The sequence below is a fragment of the Yoonia maritima genome (assembly GCF_043641945.1).
Classification (GTDB): domain Bacteria; phylum Pseudomonadota; class Alphaproteobacteria; order Rhodobacterales; family Rhodobacteraceae; genus Yoonia; species Yoonia maritima_B.
In genome coordinates, this window is the sequence record NZ_JBHZRX010000003.1 from 370260 (window position 1) to 391655 (window position 21396).

Below are 21396 nucleotides of genomic sequence, written 5' to 3' on the forward strand. Positions count from 1 at the left end.
CTGCATAAATGAAAAAATCGGCGCGGCGGGCAACCGACGCGCCTTTTTTATTATCTAACTGGAATTTACAGATGCCCAATCGTTCTTTTCTTGCCACAGCGCTTACCTTAGCTGCCTCACCGACCTTTGCCGATATTACGGCGGATGATGTGTGGAACAACCGTATCGCTTTGGTGCAGGCTTTTGGCGGCACGATAGACGCAACATTAGAACGTGACGGCAACATGCTATTCGTGAACGATATACTGTTCAGCTATGCCCTTCCCTTCGAAGCCGGAACCATCCGTTCTACGCTGCCCCCGATGACCATGATCGAACAGGACGACGGCACAGTTTCAATCATTTACCCTAAAAAGATCACGTACAGATTTGAACTCGACTATCCTTCACTCACAGATGAGAAATTTTCGGGTGAAATTCAGGTGGAACAAGCTGAATTGAAAACCAGCGCAAGCGGGGTCGCAGGCGCACTAACTTATCAACAATCTGCGGGCGCTTATAGCGGCAAATTCAACGTCGATTTAGGCGACGATGCCATCGACAACGGTGTGAGAATGTCGATGATCTTCAGCGGCGAGAGTTATTCACACACAACAACTGTGAACGAAGGCGAGTTGATCGAAATTGTCTCATCAATTTCCTATGGCCCGCAAGGATACGAGTTAGAAGCCAACGAAGGCTTTGGAACGCGCTCAGTAGATAAAGGCCGTTACGGCGCGTTAGAGGCCCAGGCCCGCGCCGCCTTTCCGGCTCGCGGCTTAGATGTTCTGAACCTCAGTACAGCGTTGCGTGATGGGATGTTCATTCAGACATCACAATCAATGGCTTCAAGTTCAGGCGAGCAAACCGACTATATCAACAATGACGCAGTTGTTTCGGTGGATCATACCTGCGGCACTTCTAGCTCTACGGTAAACATCTCAGCGGACGGCGTACTTATTGATAGTCTCGTGGATGATTGCTCGGGCGATTTTGTAACAAGTTCTTGGATGGACCTTGCTGGATTGAATTCTGCGATCAAGGCGCAGGCTGCCAGTCTGTCGATGTCTTTGAACATTCCGGTATTGAGCACGGACACACCTACGAATGCAAAGTACCAGATGGGCATTGGCGGGGCGAACATCAGCGACAATATCTGGGATCGATTTGATCCTGGCGGTATCCTGTCACGCGACAAGATGGACATGAATATCGATCTCTCAGCCGACATCATGCACAATGTCGAATGGTTGGATTTTCTAAATATCGAGAACGGGCTTTTGATAAACCAGAACCCTGTCGAATTGCACAACCTGACGATTAATGCGTTTGATCTTAGTGCTGCTGGCGCATCGATAGAGAGCAAAGGCGCGTTCACCTTTGACATGAACGATTTGGATACATTTGATGGCATGCCACGACCGGCAGGGGCAGCAGAAATATTACTGACGGGCGTGCATGAGCTGCTGGATAACCTTGTTTCTATAGGTGTTGTAGCCAGTCAGGATGTCACTATGCCACGGATGATGATCGGTATGTTCACTCGGGATGATGGGAACGGAACTTTGACCACATCGGTAGAAATCAATGACGATGGCGAAATCAGAATGAACGGAGAACGCGTCAAGTAGTCTTGCGAGTATCGGCCCGGCGCACTACGTCTGAGGGAACAAAGGATACCTGATGACACAGCCTCTTTCTGATCTGACCCAGCAGCTATTGGATGCTGCCCGCCGTGCTGGTGCTGATAGCGCCGATGCGATTGCCGTGGATGGCACTTCTATTTCTATCGACGTCCGCGCCGGTGCGCTTGAGCATGCGGAACGGTCCGAAGGGGTGGATATCGGATTGCGTGTTCTGGTTGGCCAGCGTCAGGCCTGTGTGTCATCATCCGACACCAAGCCGGATACGCTGATCCAAGTTGCTGAACGCGCTGTCGCGATGGCCAAAGAAGCGCCAGAAGACCCCTATGCCGGGTTGGCAGACCCATCGCAGCTGGCGACGAACCTCGACACAGATATTCTTGAACTATTCGATCCAAGCGAAGAACCCGATCCCGCCGCGCTGCAAGACGCAGCCGCCCGCGCCGAAGCCGCTGCCCTGCGTAATCCCGGCATCAGTCAGGTGCAGTCTGCATCCTCCGGCTATAGCCGTCGCCACATCCATATGTCCGCGACCAACGGGTTTTCTGCAGGCTATGCACGCACCGATCGCGGCTTGTCTTGCGTCGCGATCAGCGGCACGGGCGCCGAGATGGAACGCGACTATGATTACGACAACCGCGTGTTTCAGGCTGACCTGCGCGATGCTGATGAAATCGGTACTATCGCAGCGGCCCGTGCCGTTGAACGCACAGGTGCCCGCAAGCCTAAAACCGGCGCGTACCCCGTCCTGTTCGACGAACGGATTGCCAACGGTCTGATCGGTCACCTGCTACAGGCGACAAACGGTCTTATGATTGCACGCGGATCTAGCTGGTTACGTGATGCACTGGGCCAGCAGGTATTGCCCAAGGGTCTTTCGATCGTTGAAAATCCACACCGCGCACGCGTTCCTGGGTCAAAACTGTTTGACGCCGAGGGACTGCAAACGTCGCAACGCGCGATTGTTGATCATGGCGTGCTAACGGGCTGGACACTTGACCTTGCGACTGCGCGCAAGCTGGGGCTGGAAAGCACAGCGAACGCTGCACGTGGCACCGGTGCACCGCCAAACCCAAGCCTGACCAACGTGGCACTTACTCAGGGCGACCAAACCCATGATGAACTCATCAAGCAGATGGGGACTGGCCTACTCGTGACCTCAATGATTGGGTCAACGATTAACCCCAACACTGGCGACTATTCACGCGGTGCCTCTGGGTTTTGGGTCGAGAACGGTGAAATCACTTATCCCGTGAACGAATGCACAGTCGCTGGGAACCTGCGCGATATGTTGATGTCGATCATCCCAGCAAACGATGCCCGTACACATCTGTCGCGCGTGGTTCCATCGCTTCTGGTCGAAGGGCTAACCCTTGCCGGAGACTGATCTTTCGCTTTTGATTGATGCCGCCCGCCAATCGGGCGACATCGCCATGCGGTTTTTCCAGAAAAACCCAAACGTCACCGACAAACCCGACGGTGCAGGCCCCGTGACCGAGGCCGATTTGGCCGTGAACAACATGCTGGAAGAAACGCTAGGCGATGCGCGCCCCGACTATGGCTGGTTGTCCGAAGAAACCGAGGACTCTGACGCCCGGATGTCGACGGAACGCCAATTCGTGGTGGACCCCATCGACGGAACCCGTGCGTTCATCGAAGGCGGTAAAGACTGGTCGCATGCCCTTGCCATTGTAAAGGACAGCCAAGTCGTTGCTGCAGCTGTCTATTTACCCGTCCGCGACGTCATGTTTGCGGCCACGCTTGGCGGCGGGGCGACAATGAATGGCGTTCCTATCCGTGCCTCTGAAGTCCAAATCGAAGGCGCTACTGTTTTAGGTGCTATACCCAACTTTGACGGCCGGTTTTGGCGTGGTGGCGTGGCGCCTCCGATCAAACGAGCCTTTCGGTCTTCGCTGGCTTACCGGCTGTGCTTGGTCGGGCAAGGCCGCTTTGACGGCATGATGACCCTGCGGCCCAGTTGGGAATGGGACATTGCTGCGGGTGCGTTGATCGCGACAGAGGCCGGCGCGCGCGTAACTGACCAACATGACCGCCCGCTTCAGTTCAACAACATCTTTCCAAAGGTGCCCGGTGTTTTGGCCGCTGGCCCCAATTTGCATACCAATCTGGCCGCGCTCCTTGAGCCGCAGAACGCAAACCCGTAGAATGGCTGCAATCGTAACACTCACAAAGGTTTCCCTATGACCCAGCGCCTACACCTTGTCTTCGGTGGCGAACTGATCGACCCAACGAAGAATGCGTTCAAAGATGTCGACGCAATCGACATTGTTGGCATGTTTCCAAACTATGAAACGGCATATAACGCGTGGAAAGGTGCTGCTCAGCGCACTGTTGATAACGCGCACATGCGTTACTTTATCGCGCACATTCACCGTCTTCGTGACGAAGAAACAGCAGCATCTTCGACCGAAGAGCTGGGCAACTAAAGCCCGTTTGGACAGTTAAAAATGGCCCGATCCCTATCCATTGCAGCCTATCTGGCAAGCCGGGGATCGGCCGACCAACCTACGCGCATTCTCGAATATCCTGCCCGACCAGAGGGCGTCGTAATTTGGGCGCGCTGCACCCACCCCGACCAATTGACGGCCATCGAAACACTGGGCCGAAAAGTTACGGTTGATGGTGACCCCATCACGATCATACCCACCTTGCGCGATTGGACTCATGAGATTGGCCGTCGCGCAGTCCAAGAACCCCGTAGTAAAGAGGCCATTCGCGAATTCATCGCGCATTGGCAACCAACGCTTGGCATCTGGGTTCGTGGCGATCTTGACCCGTTGCTCATGGACGAAATGCGCGCGGCAAATATGCGCAGCATCTTAGTTGATGCGAACGGTGACGGACTTGAACAAACGACAGGCGGCTGGGTGCCGGGCGCGATGCGTTCACTCTTGTCGCAGTTCGAAGCTATCCTCGCGCTTGATAAAAACGCGGCTGACCGCTTAATACGCGCTGGCGCACCATCTGATGCCATTATCGTATCGGGTGCGATGGAAGATTGTCCCCCGCCCTTGCCCTGCGACGAAGAAGAACGACAAACGCTGGCCAATGCGATTGGCACGCGGCCAACCTGGCTTGCCGCGGCGGCACATTTGGCCGAACTCAATGACCTTAGCCGCGCCCATCAGCAGGCAAGCCGCCGTGCGCACCGACTTTTGTTCATCATGATCCCACGGAACAAAAACGATGCGACGGCATTCGCCGAAACGATGCGTGAAAAAGGGTTTTACGTCACTCTGCGATCAGAAGAACCAACACCGACCGAATTGACCCAAGTTTATATTATCGACACAGACGATGATCTTGGCCTGTGGTACCGGATTGCCCCGATTACCTTTATCGGTGGCACGCTTCGCGGCGGCGGCTGCCGTGATCCGTTCGAGGCAACAGCGTTGGGTTCCGCCGTTCTTTATGGCCCTCTTGTCGCGCCGTTCCAACGCCATGCGGCGCGCCTGAACGCAGCAAGCGCATCACGGTTGATCCGTTCAAGCAGTGATTTGGGCGCGATCATCGAAATCCTGCTTGCCGTCGATAAGACTGCCGAACTTGCCCACGCCGCATGGGATGTCACATCGCGCGGCGCAACTGTTAGCAACCGGATTGCTGACTATATTCGGCTCAGGCTCGAAGAATTGGGGTACTAAATGCGCGCGCCCTTGTTTTGGTTCACGGCGCCAGATCAGCCCGCTGTTTTGGCCCGGCTGCTTGCGCCTTTGGCGGCAATTTATGCTGGCCTTACCGCCCGCCGTTTACGACAACCACCCGCAATCCGGGTCGATATCCCTGTCATCTGCCTTGGCAACATTAACGCTGGCGGCACCGGCAAAACGCCCACGACGATTGCGTTGATTGAGCGGCTAAAAGAACGGGGACACACACCCCATGTTGTGTCGCGCGGTTATGGTGGCAGCCTCGAAGGTCCCATTCAGGTAGATGAACGCAACCATAAAGCCGACCAAACGGGCGACGAACCCTTGTTGCTTGCTGCATTTGCGCCGACATGGGTCGCGCGTGATCGCGCCGCTGGCGTGAAGGCAGCGCAAAACGCCGGCGCCGATGTCATTCTGCTAGACGACGGATTTCAAAACCCTAGCGTCGCCAAAGACCTGTCTATCGTTGTCGTTGATACCATGCGCGGGTTCGGTAATGGGCGGGTGATTCCGGCTGGACCATTGCGTGAACCAGTCGATGTCGGACTTCGGCGTGCTGATCTTGTACTGTCGATTGGGCCAGCCAAGGCGCAACAGCAATTCGCCACCGATTGGTCATTCGATGTACCGCATTTGACCGGACACCTTGCACCACTTCCAACTGGCATGCCGTGGCAAAGCCTGAAGCTGCTGGCCTTCGCAGGTATCGGCCACCCCGAGAAATTCTTTCTTACGCTGCGCGAAATGGGTGCTGACGTTGTGCGTGCAGAAGCACTCGCTGACCATCAACCACTAACCGATGCGTTGATGAAACGGCTTGAGATCGAGGCGCAAACACGAAACGCACAGCTGGTTACCACCGAAAAAGACGCAGTGCGTCTGCCTGACAGTTTTCGGATGAAGGTCATAACCTTGCCAGTACGACTGCAGATCGCAGATTGGGCACCCATTGACCAAGCGTTTGATCGGCTAGGGCTATAACGCAAAAAGGCGGACCAAATGGCCCGCCTTCTTATTAATGTTCCGCCGAACTTAGCTTAGCTTTTCGTCCAGAATTGCAGCGAATTCATCGTAGTTCATGTTCGAATACTTTTCGCCGTCAATCAGGAAGCTCGGAGTAGAGCTGATGTCGTCGCGCTCGGCGTTGTCTTGGTACCAAGTGTACAGCGCTTCGGCTTTGGCGGCGTCACTAAGGCAGGCATCAAGCGCTGCATCATCAAGGCCTGCTGTCTTACCTAGGCGACGTAATTCTTCGATGATTGTTGCAGGGTCACCGCTTGCCAACCATTCACGCTGCTGTTCGTACAACACGTCCGAGAACGCAAAGAAGAAGTCAGGGTTGTCGGTGCAACGCGCAATCATCGACGCCCAAAGGCCGGGACGGTCAAAATACACTTCGCGATAAACGAAACGGATTTTGTTTGTATCAATGTAGTTCTCTTTCAGCAGCTTGTGCTGGTTCGCGTTAAAGCTGGCGCAATGCGGGCAAGTGAATGACGCATATTCGATCACTTCGACATTCGCCATCGGGTTCCCGACGACCATTTCCATGACCTCGGGCAGTTCACCTGTTGCTTCTTGTGCGTTTGCAGCGCCAGGCAAAAGACCTGTCTGCTGATTACGTGGCAAAAGCCCAAGGCCAGCCCCAACGGTCAAAATGGCGGCGCCGCCAGTAGCTAACAAAGTTCTACGTTTCATATTCACCTCTGCTCAGGGTTTTTGTTTTGATAAGACGTTCGCGCCCAGCGCCGCAAGGGCTGCACGCAAATCGTCGCTTTCGACTGTGCCTGCCAACGCCTGCGCTTCGGATTGCGCGGCGGGGCTTGGCGTTTTTCGGGTTTTCGGGGCTGGGGTAAAAGCCACGCGCCCCTCAGCAAATCCTGTAGGCGCTGTCTGCGTGATACGCACACGCGCAATCGCGCGATAGCCATAACAGGCATTCACCTTTTCGCGAATTTGCTCTTTTTGCATTTCAAGCATCGGGGCCTGCGCGCCAGTCGTCAGCAACGTTAGGGTCGCGCCCATGCCGCCTTTGCCGTAACTCACGTTCACAGGGGTCGCGACGCTTGCGGTTGCTTCACCAACAACCTCTGGCCAATGGGTCAATAGACGAGTCACGGCAAAGCCACGCTCTTCACTTGCAGTGCGAATGCGGGTTTGCATCAACGTCGCCGCACGAGAAAATCCGCGCGTGGTGCCCTTATGGCGTGGTTGTTTCATAACTAAGCTCTACTGTATGTGAGCGGTTGCGCCAAGTCAGCGCCTGCGATCTGAAAGGTAAATAACCATTGCGTGACCTCAGTTTACAGCTTTTGGACTGGTACGACGTCCATGCGCGGGCAATGCCGTGGCGCGTGCCCCCTGATGCACGCAAGGCAGGGACGCTTCCGAATCCTTATGCGGTGTGGATGTCAGAGGTCATGTTGCAACAAACAACTGTTGCCGCCGTTCGTGAATACCATAACAAATTCATGTCGTTATGGCCAACCGTGCAGGAATTGGCAGCAGCCGAAGACGCCGATGTCATGGCGGCTTGGGCGGGGTTAGGATATTATGCGCGTGCCCGAAATCTGCTGAAATGCGCCCGTGCGGTTGTCGATAACCACGATGGTATTTTTCCGCAAAACTATGAAACACTTCTGACGCTGCCCGGCATCGGCCCTTACACAGCGGCAGCGATTTCATCCATCGCGTTTGATCTGCCTGAAACGGTTGTGGACGGTAACGTGGAACGAGTCATGGCGCGACTGTATGACATTCATCACCCATTGCCGGGATCAAAGCCTGCCTTGACCGAAAAAGCACGCGCGCTGACCCCCGCCAAACGCCCCGGCGATTATGCCCAAGCAGTGATGGACCTAGGCGCAACCATTTGCACACCCAAAAGCCCGGCTTGTGGGATTTGCCCTTGGCGTGATCCTTGCGATGCACGGATTGCGGGAACCGCGGCAGAGCTGCCAAAGAAAACACCTAAAAAGAAAACGCCGACTCGGTTTGGGATTGCCTATGTCGTCCGGCGCAGTGACGGGGCCTGGTTGCTCGAAACGCGGCCTGAAAGCGGGCTTTTGGGTGGTATGTTAGGCTGGCCCGGGTCTGAATGGGGCGATGCACCTGACCCTGCACCACCTATTGATGCGGACTGGCAAACCCTAAACGAAGAGGCGCGGCATACCTTTACACATTTCCATTTGCGCCTAACCATCATGACAGCAGCGGTTGGGATGGACGCGTCACCAGCACGCGGCGAATTCGTCAATAAGGCTGATTTCAGGCCCACCGCCCTACCCACAGCGATGCGCAAAGTATTCGATCTGGCAGGTCCGACGCTACGCGACTCTTGAGCGTTCACAGACCCAAGCGTAGGGTTATCGCAACTAAGAGGTACCCCATGTCGATCAAAAGCATCAGAGCCGCGCTTCCGTTCTGGCTGTCGCTTGCGCTAATCCCAATCGCTGTTGTCGCTGCAATTTATGGTGGCTGGGCCATCGCGCTGCTACCGCTGGCGACTTGGTATCTGTTCACATTCTTGGATTTCTTGCTGGGCCTGAACCTCGAAAACTACGACCCAGACACCGAAGACAAAGACCTGTTCTGGTATCGGCTTATCACGCTGATCTGGGTGCCGGTTCAATTGATCACTATTTTCGGTCTGATGATCTATGTGACGCGTTCCGGGCATTTGCACTGGGGTGAAGAATGGGCGCTATTCGCCGCGCTGGGGATATTATCCGGTACTATCGGAATCAACTACAGCCATGAACTGATGCACCAAAAGCCAAAGATTGAACGCTGGTTGGGTGATATTCTGCTGACTTCTGTCCTTTACGGGCACTTTCGGTCCGAACATTTGTTGGTGCATCACCGCTATGTCGGCACACCGCGTGACCCTGTCACGGCGCGGTACGGAGAAAGCTTTTACCACTTCTTCCCTCGTGTCCTTTGGCAAAGCCTAAAGTCATCGTTTCTTGCGGAAAAGGCGATGCTCGCGCGTAAAAATCTACCTTGGCATCACAAGTCCAACCCCTTTTGGCGTTATTGGGCGCTTGAGGCAGGATTTGCGATTTTGTCATTCGCTATCGCTGGATGGTGGGGTGTGTTTCTTTTCGCCACCCAAGCCTTTTGGGCGGTATTCCAGCTAGAGCTGGTGAACTACGTCGAACATTACGCGCTGACACGCAAACATCTGGGCGATGGCAAATATGAACATGTAAAACCGCGCCATTCATGGAACGCGGCGCACAAAGCGTCGAACTGGTTGCTGATCAACCTACAACGCCATTCAGACCACCACTACAAACCCGACCGGCGCTTCCCGCTGCTTCAGAACTACACCGACGACGAGGCGCCGCAGCTTCCGTTTGGGTACCCTGTCATGACGATGGCAGCCCTAGTCCCATCAATCTGGCGAAAGGTCATGCACCCGCGCGTCCACACCTGGCGCAACCTGTACTACCCAGAGATCGAAGACTGGACGCCGTATAAATCAGCGACCAATCCCTTGCCTCGTTAAACAAAAAAACCCGCCGTACGAAGACGGCGGGCAGAGTTAGTAATCGCGGTCCCTGCCACCATGGAAGGGTTCTCCGCGATCACCGGCGGTATCAACGTTGGGGAATGTGACGCAGTTAAGCCTGGGTCAGTGCTTCGCCATCTCTGAGCGGATCTGCTGGCGTAGCAGATCAATCGGAACTTTCTGTCCGTCGCGTTTAAATTGCCAATAAGTCCAGCCGTTACAGCTTGGTGCGCCTTCAAGATGGGCGCCGACCTGATGGATCGATCCTTTGATGTCATCACCAACCAGCGTGCCGTCTGCACGTACTTTAGCTTTGTGACGACCGTTTTGTGACCACAGTTCTTCACCAGGGCGCAGCAGGCCGCGTTCGACCAGCACACCAAACGCCACACGTGGCTCAGCACGTTTCGATGTGGAAACCTCAAGCGCTTCACTATCGAATTTGCGCGTGTTGGCGATACGTTTTTCGGCGACCTTGCGGTATGCTTCTTCGCGCTCGATGCCGATGAAGTTACGGCCAAGCATCTTGGAAACGGCGCCTGTCGTGCCAGTGCCAAAGAATGGGTCAAGAACAACATCACCGGGGTTCGTTGTCGCAACCAACACACGGTGCAGCAGAGACTGCGGCTTTTGTGTTGGGTGAGCTTTTTCACCCGCGTCGTTTTTCAGGCGCTCGTGGCCGGTACAAATGGGCAGAACCCAGTCTGACCGCATTTGCACGCCCTCATTCAGCGCTTTCAGCGCTTCGTAGTTAAAGGTGTATTTGCTGGCTTCTTCCTTAGATGCCCAAATCAGCGTCTCATGCGCGTTGGTCAGGCGTTTACCACGGAAGTTCGGCATCGGGTTGGATTTGCGCCAAACAACATCGTTCAGGATCCAGAAACCTTGGTTTTGCAGCTCTGCACCCATGCGGAATACATTGTGGTAGCTGCCAATAATCCAGATAGCACCGTTTGGCTTTAGAAGACGGCGCGCCGCCTTGAGCCATTCGTGCGTAAACCGGTCATATGCTTTGAAGCTGTCGAACTGGTCCCATGCGTCATCAACTGCGTCGACTTTGGAATTGTCCGGGCGATGCAAATCGCCTTTTAGCTGCAAGTTATAGGGTGGGTCCGCAAAGATTAGATCAACAGAACCCGCAGGCATGCTGTTCATACGCTCGATGCAGTCACCATCAAGAATCGTGTTCAGAGGGAGCTTGGAAGCCCCTTTTGCTTTGGTTTTAATCGTCATTTTCTGCCTCATACACCCGGCGGTTATTCCGCTCTTTGGTTGTCCCTAGTGTGAGTCAGACTGGATTCACTGTCAAAAGTTTTATTGAATCAATGGGTTACGTTTTACTCTTGATACAAGATATTGTGCACCGGCTTGAACGAACGTCTATGGTGTGGGGTCACACCAAGGTTTTCCAACCCTGATTTGTGCACCGCTGTCGGGTAACCCGCGTTCTTTTCCCAACCGTAGCCGGGGTACTGTTGCGCCAAATCCACCATGTGTCGGTCACGCCACACTTTTGCGACGATTGAAGCGGCCGCAATCGAAAGGCTACGCCCGTCACCTTTGACGACTGTCTCGGTTGAAATGGTCAGACCGCGCGGCACCATGTTGCCGTCGATCAATGCGTAGTCTGTCGGCTGACGAAGCCCGGCAATCGCCCGCACCATCGCAATATGGGATGCGCGCAATATGTTGTGTTCGTCGATCTCGGCTACTGTCGCCTGCGCGAGCGATACGTCGGCTTGCTCCATTATCGCGTCATAAAGCGCATCACGTTTCTTGGCTGTCAGCTTTTTACTGTCATTCAATCCGTCGGGGATGTTGTTTGCATCCAGCACGACAGCGGCTGCAACGACGGGACCAGCAAGCGGGCCGCGCCCAACCTCATCCACGCCAGCGATATAGGTGAAACCGCGATCTAGGGCGGCTTGTTCGAATGTGTAATCAGGATTTGTCATGTGATCAGTGACCAGAACACGGGCCGCGGTTCAAGAATAAAAAGGGGCAAGGGCCATATCCAACCCTTGCCCCAAGGTGGCACGACGACTGGGGCTTGAAGTCGCGCTAGGTGTCAGCGTCTTAGCGACGCCGATCAGAACGGTAGCCTTCTTGGCGCATGCAGGCTGGGTCGAACCCATTGCGAGGACCGTCGTTTGTGAACAGGCGCACTTCGCAACGGTCTGGTAGTTGGCTCACACGGATTGCATTGCGTTCCAGACAACGGCGCATAAACATCCGGTGATCACCGTATGGCGTTTGAATCTCTCTTACACAGGCAGAGGGTAGAACCTTGCGGTTATCCTGCCGTCGTGGATGGCCATTCCAACCCTGTGGGTGACGCTGACGACGATCTTGCACTTGCTCTGGCTGGCGGTCGTTACGGTTTCTATTTTCTAGCGCTGCGTTCAACGCTGCGATTGCGGCAAGGCCGATTATCAGCTTGCCCGCATCTTCGCGATCAAATCCATTCGCTTGCGCAGGCATTGCACTAGCAAAGGTCAAAGAGACAGCGGTGACACCTGCGACCAGTGATTTAAACATGTGTTTTCCTTTCATCTGTTGCGCCAAAAATGATCGGGTGACGCTGATGAAACGAAATTGGAGCGGACCTTCGCCGCCAGACAATAACGAGGGATGGTTATGCGATGGCGTGCGCGATAACATGAGGCGTTATTGAATATCAGCGCGCTTCGAGGTCAGTTAGAACCATGAAACATCTTTCTTATACATTCATGATCTTCTGCATGACCGCAGGCACCGCACAGGCCGCATGCTATGCCGACTATAAGGCCAAGCAAGACGACCCGCTGCGCCTTCACTATGGTGTGACAGAGGTCCGCGATGACTGTAGTATACAGTCCGCCGAAGATCAGCTGCGCCCGGCGCTGCAACGCGACGGCTGGCAACTATTGAATGTACTTGGCGTCTTTGATGATGCCGGGCTGGAAGAAAGAAGGGAAAGCGCTGGTGACTACTTCCTCCGCTACTGAGGCACGTGAAATCGGTAATAAGATCGTCGTTGCAGGGATTGCTGCGATTGTTTTGATCTTGGCGATTGCGGCCGTACTTCTGTTTATCAACCTGCCTGACGCCAACGCATTCAACATGCGCGTGGAACGGCTGTTTGTAGAAAACGATACGCTGACGGGCAACGCCGAGATAAAGCTACTGGAAATTCTTGCCCAGTCTGGCACGGCGTTTTCTGATACGCTATCATCCTACCGTTTTGTCATTTTTGTATTACTCGTGTTCGCGACTGCGCTGTTAATTGCCGCTGTTGCGTTCCTTGTCATGCTGGTCGCGTTGAACCGCCGGATGGGTAAAATAGAACGTCAGGGTATCGAAGTGAACTCTCTCATCATTAGTCGCGACCAAAAGGCCGTGTATCTGAACAACTTTGAATTCAAGTTAACCGAGGCGGCGATCGAGACCCTATCTGTCTTGGCCGAAGCACGTATGGACGACGAAGTGCTATCAGGCGCGGAAATCGAAGGCGTAATTTCAGGTCGGAATAGTACTGACTGCGAAGAAGCTGCCGGTGCAACACGTATCAAACGTCTTCGCGATACGTTGGGCAATCAGATGGTCAGCGAGCTGTTGGTTAAGAATATTGCACGCAAAGGATACATGTTAGCGATCGACAAAGACGTGATCCGAATGGTCTAAGGTGACGCGGCGTTAGGTCGCACGAATCAAAATTTCATATCAGCGAAATTTCGCGCATGCCTGTCGAAACAATACCGCACTGGTTCAATATTTGATCCAGAAAGTTGACGTTTTTATGCGTTTCAAGCCCATTTCCTCTAATTTGGAAAAGATTCGCCGCATTTTGCGCACAATTCAACCAGTAAATACCTCCTTACGTAGACACATAATCCTAGGGCTATCTTCGGAAGCGGTATTTCTTTTGCCGCGAAGTTGATCATCCACCCTAGGGAGGAGAGTAATTAATGTTAAATAAGCGAAAGAGCGCTGCACTGGGCATCATGACCCTTGCAAGCAGCCTGACCATCGCAGGAATGGCACATGCAGGCGAAGTCACCCTGTCATCAGGCGATGGCACGGTGAATATGACCGGTGAGTTTATCGACTTTCAGGACAACGCCTACATCATCGCAACTGCCCTAGGCGAACTGCGGGTTGCCGCAAGCCGGGTTAGCTGTTCTGGCGCATCCTGCCCAACATTCGACACGGTCGAAACTGACATCACGATTGGGGGATCGGACGTTGTTGGTTCTGGCCTGATGCCATTGCTGCTTGAAGGTTACGCTGGTGCCCTGAACGCGGCGGCCTCGCTTGGTAACACTGGTCAAAACGGTGAACTGATCGCGACATTGACCGCTGATCAGGGTTTTGGTGACGATCTGGTATCGTTCCTTGTTGCCTCAACCGGTTCTAGCGATGGTTTCCAGCAGCTTCTTTCTGGCGACGCTGAAATCGCAATGTCTTCGCGCCGCATCGTACCAGACGAAGCCCGCAGCCTGCGTGACGCAGGTGCCGGTAACATGGTCGATCCAGCCCAAGAACACATCGTCGCAATCGATAGTCTTGTCATTATTACAAACTCCGGTAACCCAATTGATACGCTGACAACCGAAGAAGTCCGCGCAATCTATTCCGGTCAGGTTAATAACTGGTCACAGGTCGGCGGCCCAGATTTGCCAATCACCGTTGTTACACAATCCGAAGATTCAGGTACACGTGCCGTCTTTGAAGATCGTATCTTTGGTGAAACTCAAGCATCACTTGCTTCTGGCGCACAGATCGCAACATCCGGCAGTGAAGCATCGCAAATGGTTAACGCAACTGAAGGCGCTATCGGCGTTGTAGGTTATTCGTTCCAGCGTGGCGCGAACCCAGTTAGCCTTGTCAACGAATGTGGGATCACAATGACCCCAGATGCGTTCTCGGCACGTACAGAAGAATACGCGCTTCAGCGTCGTCTATACCTGTACACCCGTGAAGACACTATATCTGAGCAAACTCAAGCGCTTGTCGACTTTGCAGAATCTAACGACGCAGATAGCCTAATCGGCAAAGCGGGCTTTATCGGTTTCGCAGTTGATCGTCGTGAGCAATCGCTAGAAAGCGGTCGTGCACGCAGCTTGCTTGACCCATCGGCTGACGCTTATGAAGCTGGCTTCATGCGTCAAATGCTAGGCCAGATGGTTGACTATGACCGCCTATCCACAACGTTCCGTTTCCGCACAGGTTCAGCGCAGTTGGACGAACGTGGTCGGATCGACCGTGACCGCTTGGTTGAATATCTTGAAACACAGCCTGCAGGCACAGAAGTGCTGATGGTCGGTTTCACAGATGACGTAGGTCAGTTTGACGGCAACCGCTCTCTTTCTGAGCAGCGTGCACAACAAGTAGCGCAAGATCTCGTTTCTTTCGCTGGTAATCGGTTGAATGGTATCACAGTTTCTTCGGTTGGGTATGGCGAAATCGCCCCTTCTGGCTGTAACGCGAACCAAGAAGGCCGCCGCATCAACCGCCGTGTCGAGGTTTGGATCAAGTCACCTGCGTAACTTGTCCAGCCAATGACCAACGGACCCACATCAAGCACAAGCAACCGACCAAAGTTCATCTAGCGACACACGCAAGAGTAAACGATTGTCATAGCCAGCGCTTGAGACGGGAACGACAAAGGAAACGATATGTCACACAAAACCAATCTAAAGACTAAGTTGGCAGCATCTCGGCGGTTCACCCTCTCCGGACTGGCCAGAGTTGTCTCGGTCGCCTCTATCGGCCTCTGCGGAGCGACGGGCGTAAATGCCCAAAGCATCGCAACCGATGTCGGCGCAAGCGAACGGATTAACATCGCCGGCCAACTATCAACCCTCAGCCAACGCATCATTGCTTCGGCTTGTAACCTGAACTCGGGGATTACCGTACGCGAAAGCCAAGCGGTTCTGAAAATCTCTGCAGATCAGTTCACAGTGATCAGCGATGCATTGCTTCACGGTAACCGCCGTATGGGCGTGTTGGGCGAAGAAACCCGCGCACGCACATTGCAAGTTATCGGCTCGCTCAACGACGAATGGGGCCCGCTGCTTGATCAAGCAACAGCAACAGCCGTCGCAGCAGACGACAACGCGCAGATCAAAGAGCTTGCCGACAAGAGCGACCCACTACTGGAAACAGCCAACATCCTGGTGAGTGAAATCACAGGTCAATACGCTGATCCGGTTGCGCTTCTGCATGCTGATGCTTTGTTGATCGATCTGTCTGGTCGTCAACGTACACTTGCAGCACAGATGTCCAAGGACGTTTGCCTGATCTCATCCGGCATCAACGTTGAGCAAGCCCAAGAAGATCTAGCCCGGAACTCAAAGCTGTTCAGCGACACGCTGTCAGCATTGCGCAATGGTCTGGAAAGCGTCGGCGTACGTCCTCCACCCACAGCACGCATTGAAGAAGGTCTTCAGTACGCTGTTGAGGAATGGGATGCGCTTCAGCCTCTCCTTACCCAAGCGCAAAGCGGTGCCGAGCTGGACACACCAACACGTCAGCGCGTCTTCTTTGCCTTCTTGGGTATCGAGGCACGCATGAACAACGTTACCGTGCTTTACGATAAGAACTCGAAACTGGGCCTCTAAGAAAAGCCAGTTCGATTTAATTGGGCGCCCATCGTGGCGCCCTTTTTTATTAGCGCAGTTGTTCGGGCGCGTATTTCAAAAGAACCGGTACAACCAATTCTTCTTCGTCGATCAAATGCCTGTTCAGCATCGTACCGAACCCATCCAAAATGCCGTGCAAGTCACCCAAGCGATCCTTGAACTTTGCCTTTCGTGCAGGATCAAACTGCAGAACGTCATTTGCCCCGCCAGCAAGCCCGGATAGCAATCCGTCCATCGCGTGGTGATCAGAATCCAGCAAATCAAAGCCGCGCGAAACCCGTTTGTCCAGATTAGCCATTACTGGGAAATACTGCGCATCTTCGATCTGGTGATGCCCATGAAGTTGGTTGATCAACATCCCACCAAACCGCGAAAGGCCACGCTTATAGTTTTCGGGATCCATTTGACCGTCGATCACGCTCTCTAAATCGCCGTTTAATTGGGTCAGCAACCGACGAAACATCAGATGGCGGTCCAACCAAAAGGCAATCAGCTGCGAATAATTCGGATTTGTTTTCCATTCATCGCATGGGAATTCTTTGACCAAAACCCGAAGCGGATCGGGCAAGGCCTTGCGATTTGCGAGTGCAAGTTCGGGTGTCATGGCAATCCTATCTGTCAAACAGACGCAACCACGTGCGCTATATTTTCAAATAGCGCAGTTTGGCCCCAATTGAACCGTGAACTTCTGTGCTTTCAAGCACGACAGATCAGCGACGACGCAGAGTATCCCCAAACGCTAGCTTGGGACTAAGCGTCACACGCTGGCCGTCCTCTTGATCAACACCGCTGTGGTAATCAGCAATGATCTGCGCGGCCTTTGCACCAATTTCCCGACGGCAGGCATCCATGGTCGCCAACTGGATCGGCAAACCGTCCAGCAATTCGACACCGTTAAACGCCGCAAGCCCAATTTGCCCCGGAACGTCGATCCCCTTCTCAAGCAGATACAACAGGCCACCGGCCCCAATCATATCGTTTGAGAAATACAAGAAATCGAGGTCGGGCGTCCGCTCGATCATTTTCGCGGTCATCTCGCGGCCTTTGGCAAGCGCAGAACCGCCCGAATAGAATTCCTGGTCAGCGATCTCGACACCAGACTGCGCAAGCGTCCGTGTGAAACCCTCGAACCGTTTACGGGCACGGTGATCAAGCGGCATCTTCGTACCCATGAAACCGATACGTTTATAGCCGGCCGCAATGATCTCTTCGGCCATTATTCTGCCTGCACGACGGTGTGAAATACCTACGCAAGCATCGACGGGATCGCCATCCACATCCATGATTTCAACAACCGGAATGCCCGCTTGTTTCAGCATAGCACGCGACGCCTCGGAATGTTCTAGCCCAGCGATAATCACACCAGACGGACGCCACGACAGCATCTCAAACAGAACTTTTTCTTCTTTTTCAGGAAGATAGTCAGTCACACCGACAACCGGTTGGAGCTCGGTATCCTCTAGAACCTCAGAAATTCCAGATAGAACCTCAGGAAAGACCATGTTGCCCAGCGATGGAATAATGACCGCCACAAGGTTCACACGCTGCGACGCAAGAGCGCCCGCGATCTTGTTTGGGACGTAGCCCAGACGTTTCGCGGCATCCTGCACCTTTTGGCGGGTCGCGGTGCTCACGTCGCCTTTGTTGCGTAAAACGCGGCTAACTGTCATTTCGCTGACGCCCGAAGCTTCGGAAACATCACGCAGGGTCAATGGTCGTTTATTTCGGCTGGTCACGGATTAATCCTGTCATTGCGTCCGTCATTGTTAACGGCCCTTTGGCCCGTTGACCAGATGAACAAAGGAAGGCATTGATCAGACACGGCGGCCCCGTGGCTCAACTGGATAGAGCAGCCCCCTCCTAAGGGGCAGGTTGCAGGTTCGAATCCTGCCGGGGTCACCAAAAACACCTTTAAAATATGGCTTATTTACAGGGCTTTGTGCAGAAGCTTGCAGAAAGTCCCGAGAGCTTTCGCGCCGAATTCTGCTGAAACGGTGGAAATCTCGTACAAATCCTGTACAAAATTCGCACGTCCTTGCGCCTTTTGACGTCTTCCAATGAGCTGGCGGGTTGCGAACACATGCGCGGAACGCAAGTTCGGCAGCGCAACGCGCAAGCAGATCATCATGTTCTTGGCGGATAAGGCGAGCGATGATGGTTCAGGTATCTGGTGTTCCAAGGGAACGATTCAGCGGCACACCGAGCTGGGCGAGACCACCGTCAAGCGAACCGTGCGCGAGTTCCTCAAAGAAGGCATCCTAGTTGAGACCGGCGCGCGCACCTGCAAGAACGGTTTCACCGTCGTTTACCGCATTGATCTGACCAAGGTTGAGACGCTGGAACCCACGCTTGAACCCGAGATTGAGACGGGGTCCACAGCGGCCCCCGTCCAGTCTGGCCCCGGTACGGGGGCCACTGTGGCCGGGGTACCGGGGCCACCACGGCCCCCAAACCATCCTAAAACCATCCATAAACCACCTACGCGCAGGCGCGAGGTGGCCGTGGATGAAGATGCTGGGAAGATTTTAGCGGCCTATCCGCCCGACCGTTTGCGGGGCAAAGCGGTCTGCATTGCCCAGATCGAAGAGGCCATGAAGGAAGGGATCGAACCCGAGGACTTGCGGCAAGCCGTCCAAGTCTACGCAACCGAGAGCGCAGGGTTCACTCGCTCCAAGGTCTGCTTTTCCGACAACTGGTTCCAGTCGCGGCGCTGGCAGGCCTATGTCGAGAAGCAAGCGGAAGACCGAGAAAAGACAGCAACGCTGCAGGCGGACCACCATGCGCGGCTGGCCTGCTGGATCAGTGATCGCAGCCCCATGTGCAAACACATCACTGGCAGCCAAGTGAGGGCTTTGCTTGCCTCAAAGCTGGTGACAGAGGTCCAAATTCACGCTGCAGGGCTGAGATTATGACTGCTACCGATCCCACCGAAGAGCAAACAGCAAGGCGACCCATGTCATACGCTGGCGCTGCTGACACGGGACCTTGCGAGGGGCGGCAAGCCTCCCCTTCGAACCCCATTAGCACGGACAAACCCCGCACCAAAGAGCCGCTGACCGAGACTTTCGTCTTTCGGTGCACCGCCGCAGAGAAGGCCCAGTTGCGCGCCAAGGCCGAGGCCGCTGGCCTACCCGCCGCGACCCTGATGCGCGAGGCGCTTGGCCTGACGGAAGCCCGCCGACGCAAGCCCATCCCCCGCGTTGATCCGGCGCTGGTGTTGGCCGTTGGCCGGATTGGCGGCAACCTCAACCAGATCGCCCGTTGGCTGAACCGCGCTATGCTGGCGGGCCGCGTGGACCTCGACGCGCTGACCGTGGCCCGCCGCCTGCTGACCATCGAGCGCCAGCTTGCCCAGATCGTCGAGGCCGCACGCTGATGCTGATCAAGTTCTTCCGCAACGGCAAAGGCGCGGGCGCTGGTCCGGTCGGCTACCTCGTCGCGGACAAGGTGCTGGCCTACGACGATAACCGCGACCTGATCCGCGATGCAGACGGCCAGCCGATGACAGTCACGCGCGAACCCTTGCCGGAGGTTCTACGCGGCAATCCCGACCGCACGGAAGCCCTGATCGATGCCAGCCGTCACCAGTGGACGTACCGCGCGGGCGTAATCAGCTTTGCAGCCGAGGATGACCCCACCGAAGAACAGCAGGCCGAGGTCATGGACAACTTCGAGCGTCTGGCCTTCGCGGGGCTGGACCCGACGCAATATGAGGTGCTCTGGGTCCGACATACCCACGAAGACCGTGTCGAGCTTCACTTCTGCACGCCGCGCTTGGAGCTGATCTCGGGGCGCAGCCTGAACATTGCACCGCCCGGCTATGAGAAGGCCTTCGACAGCCTGCGCGATGTGATGAACCAGCGCCACGGTTGGGCCGATCCAATGGAGCTGGAACGAGTCCAAGAGGTGCGGGACACCATTGAGACGCCAACGCGCGCTCAGGGCCGCGAGGAGCTGCATGCGTGGATTTTGGATCAGGTTAGCGTCGGTCTGATCACTGACCGCGCCACCATGCTCGACGGCCTGACCGATGCGGGCTTTGACATCCCACGCGCGGGCAAAGCCTACCTCACAGCCCAAGACCCCGACACCGGCGAGCGCTGGCGTTTGAAAGGAGAGATTTTCCATGAAGACTGGCAAGCCGACACGGCTGAGCGAGAAGTTGAACGCGGAACTGGACACGATCCGGCAGGACTACGCCGCCTCGATGGCATCCCAGCTCGAGAGCTTCAGGGCCGATTTGAGCAGCATTGCGACCAACGCGCAGCGTACAATCGAGATCGATACCCGCACCTTTCTGCAACAGAACAAGAGCTGGCTGACGATCTCACCTTGGCTGATCACGGGAACGTTCTTGGTGGGGATCGTCTCGATGATGGCCGCGAGCTTGCTTTGGACATTGATGCTGGCGAGCTCGGAACTGACGGACTTGGGCCTGACGCGGATCGACAGGGAGGACGGGACTTGGCTGGTGCTGGACCCGACCAAGACGCGCCTGAGGACCTGCACGCTGGGCGGCAGGTCAGTGACTTGCATCAAGATGGAGGAGGATTAGATGACGACACCCCTGACAGCCTTGGAACGCGACTTGCTCGCCTGCGTCGAGCGGTTGGTGACGGCCTGCGAGGTCTCAGCAAAGGAATTGAGCGGGTTAGAGGCACGCTCGACAACCAAGATGCAGAGCCAGATGGATGGATTGGCCGCCTGCGTGTCGGTGCTCATTCAATCGCAAACGGCGTCCGTGGCTGCGTTGCACGGCTTATTGAGCGAGGGGCAGAGCTACGGGAGGCTGCGCACGCAACTCGAGACGAGCTTGAAATTAGTGAAGGCCGCCGAGAAGCAGTTGAAGCAGAATTAGAGACGCGGGAGATTGAGATGGATCGAGGGATGACGCATTGAGGGCCATAGCCCCCCAATGCGGGATTTTTCGCGTGTTTTAGCGGGCCAGACAGACTTTAGCTCAAGGA

At 55.0% G+C, this 21396-nt stretch carries 22 protein-coding genes and 1 tRNA gene; 16 read left to right on the forward strand and 7 right to left on the reverse strand.

Annotation, left to right across the window (positions count from 1 at the left end; translation table 11 throughout):
* Window positions 1-8 precede the first annotated feature (8 nt).
* The 6 genes from ACHUEV_RS08415 to lpxK are packed head-to-tail and all read left to right on the forward strand — an operon-like array spanning window position 9 to window position 6274.
* Window positions 9-1610, forward strand: a complete 1602-nt coding sequence (locus tag ACHUEV_RS08415; protein WP_394178854.1) for a hypothetical protein — start codon at window positions 9-11, stop codon at window positions 1608-1610.
* 52 nt (window positions 1611-1662) lie between these two features.
* The gene (locus ACHUEV_RS08420) at window positions 1663-3009 is read left to right on the forward strand and encodes a TldD/PmbA family protein (protein ID WP_394178856.1); all 1347 of its coding nucleotides are present in this window, start codon (window positions 1663-1665) and stop codon (window positions 3007-3009) included.
* On the forward strand, window positions 2996-3787 hold the full coding sequence (locus ACHUEV_RS08425; RefSeq protein ID WP_394178858.1) for an inositol monophosphatase family protein: 792 nt from the start codon (window positions 2996-2998) through the stop codon (window positions 3785-3787). The genes ACHUEV_RS08420 and ACHUEV_RS08425 overlap by 14 nt, the downstream gene beginning before the upstream one ends.
* Window positions 3788-3823: 36 nt before the next feature.
* A complete protein-coding gene (locus ACHUEV_RS08430; protein WP_394178860.1) occupies window positions 3824-4069 on the forward strand; it encodes a DUF4170 domain-containing protein in 246 nt (81 codons plus the stop codon).
* Window positions 4070-4090: 21 nt separating this feature from the next.
* Complete coding sequence (locus ACHUEV_RS08435; RefSeq protein WP_394178862.1) at window positions 4091-5287, forward strand: 3-deoxy-D-manno-octulosonic acid transferase; 1197 nt, start codon at window positions 4091-4093, stop codon at window positions 5285-5287.
* On the forward strand, window positions 5288-6274 hold the full coding sequence (gene lpxK, locus ACHUEV_RS08440; protein ID WP_394178864.1) for a tetraacyldisaccharide 4'-kinase: 987 nt from the start codon (window positions 5288-5290) through the stop codon (window positions 6272-6274).
* 51 nt (window positions 6275-6325) lie between these two features.
* Here the strand turns inward: lpxK and ACHUEV_RS08445 are convergent, their stop codons facing one another.
* Together ACHUEV_RS08445 and ACHUEV_RS08450 are read right to left on the reverse strand one after the other, a co-directional pair.
* A complete protein-coding gene (locus tag ACHUEV_RS08445) occupies window positions 6326-6991 on the reverse strand; it encodes a DsbA family protein (RefSeq protein ID WP_394178866.1) in 666 nt (221 codons plus the stop codon).
* Window positions 6992-7003: 12 nt separating this feature from the next.
* Window positions 7004-7513, reverse strand: coding sequence for a DUF721 domain-containing protein (locus ACHUEV_RS08450; RefSeq protein ID WP_394178868.1), 510 nt, complete (start codon window positions 7511-7513; stop codon window positions 7004-7006).
* A 68-nt stretch (window positions 7514-7581) separates the two neighbouring features.
* On the opposite strand from ACHUEV_RS08450, the gene mutY reads away from it, so the two are divergent.
* Entirely contained in the window at window positions 7582-8634 is a 1053-nt protein-coding gene (gene mutY, locus ACHUEV_RS08455) for an A/G-specific adenine glycosylase (RefSeq protein ID WP_394178870.1), read from the forward strand.
* A 47-nt stretch (window positions 8635-8681) separates the two neighbouring features.
* Complete coding sequence (locus tag ACHUEV_RS08460) at window positions 8682-9803, forward strand: alkane 1-monooxygenase (protein ID WP_394178872.1); 1122 nt, start codon at window positions 8682-8684, stop codon at window positions 9801-9803.
* A 126-nt stretch (window positions 9804-9929) separates the two neighbouring features.
* Here the strand turns inward: ACHUEV_RS08460 and ACHUEV_RS08465 are convergent, their stop codons facing one another.
* The 3 genes from ACHUEV_RS08465 to ACHUEV_RS08475 all read right to left on the reverse strand — a co-directional run bounded on the left by ACHUEV_RS08465 (window position 9930) and on the right by ACHUEV_RS08475 (window position 12344).
* Window positions 9930-11039 carry a site-specific DNA-methyltransferase gene (locus ACHUEV_RS08465; RefSeq protein ID WP_394178874.1) on the reverse strand — a complete coding sequence of 370 codons (1110 nt, stop codon included), beginning with the start codon at window positions 11037-11039 and terminating at the stop codon, window positions 9930-9932.
* Window positions 11040-11143: 104 nt separating this feature from the next.
* Window positions 11144-11761, reverse strand: a complete 618-nt coding sequence (locus tag ACHUEV_RS08470; protein WP_394178876.1) for a ribonuclease HII — start codon at window positions 11759-11761, stop codon at window positions 11144-11146.
* 121 nt (window positions 11762-11882) lie between these two features.
* Window positions 11883-12344 (reverse strand): hypothetical protein, encoded by a 462-nt coding sequence (locus tag ACHUEV_RS08475; protein ID WP_394178878.1) that lies wholly within the window; start codon window positions 12342-12344, stop codon window positions 11883-11885.
* Between the two features lie 167 nt (window positions 12345-12511).
* Between ACHUEV_RS08475 and ACHUEV_RS08480 the strand changes: the two genes are divergently transcribed.
* The 4 genes from ACHUEV_RS08480 (at window position 12512) to ACHUEV_RS08495 (ending at window position 16408) form a co-directional block, all read left to right on the forward strand.
* Entirely contained in the window at window positions 12512-12793 is a 282-nt protein-coding gene (locus ACHUEV_RS08480; protein WP_394178880.1) for a hypothetical protein, read from the forward strand.
* Entirely contained in the window at window positions 12738-13469 is a 732-nt protein-coding gene (locus ACHUEV_RS08485; protein ID WP_394179261.1) for a winged helix-turn-helix domain-containing protein, read from the forward strand. The genes ACHUEV_RS08480 and ACHUEV_RS08485 overlap by 56 nt, the downstream gene beginning before the upstream one ends.
* 284 nt (window positions 13470-13753) lie before the next feature.
* Window positions 13754-15334, forward strand: coding sequence for a substrate-binding domain-containing protein (locus ACHUEV_RS08490; protein WP_394178882.1), 1581 nt, complete (start codon window positions 13754-13756; stop codon window positions 15332-15334).
* A gap of 129 nt (window positions 15335-15463) precedes the next feature.
* A complete protein-coding gene (locus ACHUEV_RS08495; RefSeq protein ID WP_394178884.1) occupies window positions 15464-16408 on the forward strand; it encodes a type IV pili methyl-accepting chemotaxis transducer N-terminal domain-containing protein in 945 nt (314 codons plus the stop codon).
* A 49-nt stretch (window positions 16409-16457) separates the two neighbouring features.
* Here ACHUEV_RS08495 and ACHUEV_RS08500 read toward each other — a convergent pair whose 3' ends face one another.
* Entirely contained in the window at window positions 16458-17033 is a 576-nt protein-coding gene (locus tag ACHUEV_RS08500) for a hemerythrin domain-containing protein (protein ID WP_394178886.1), read from the reverse strand.
* A 106-nt stretch (window positions 17034-17139) separates the two neighbouring features.
* Window positions 17140-18165, reverse strand: coding sequence for a LacI family DNA-binding transcriptional regulator (locus tag ACHUEV_RS08505; RefSeq protein ID WP_394178888.1), 1026 nt, complete (start codon window positions 18163-18165; stop codon window positions 17140-17142).
* 89 nt (window positions 18166-18254) lie between these two features.
* Between ACHUEV_RS08505 and ACHUEV_RS08510 the strand changes: the two genes are divergently transcribed.
* The 4 genes from ACHUEV_RS08510 (at window position 18255) to ACHUEV_RS08525 (ending at window position 21328) form a co-directional block, all read left to right on the forward strand.
* A tRNA-Arg gene (locus tag ACHUEV_RS08510) sits at window positions 18255-18331 on the forward strand.
* Window positions 18332-18486: 155 nt separating this feature from the next.
* Window positions 18487-19341, forward strand: coding sequence for a hypothetical protein (locus tag ACHUEV_RS08515; RefSeq protein ID WP_394178890.1), 855 nt, complete (start codon window positions 18487-18489; stop codon window positions 19339-19341).
* Entirely contained in the window at window positions 19338-19805 is a 468-nt protein-coding gene (locus tag ACHUEV_RS08520) for a plasmid mobilization protein (RefSeq protein WP_394178892.1), read from the forward strand. Before ACHUEV_RS08515 ends, ACHUEV_RS08520 begins: the two co-directional genes overlap by 4 nt.
* Window positions 19805-21328, forward strand: coding sequence for a relaxase/mobilization nuclease domain-containing protein (locus ACHUEV_RS08525; protein WP_394178894.1), 1524 nt, complete (start codon window positions 19805-19807; stop codon window positions 21326-21328). The genes ACHUEV_RS08520 and ACHUEV_RS08525 overlap by 1 nt, the downstream gene beginning before the upstream one ends.
* The last annotated feature ends 68 nt before the right edge of the window (window positions 21329-21396 follow it).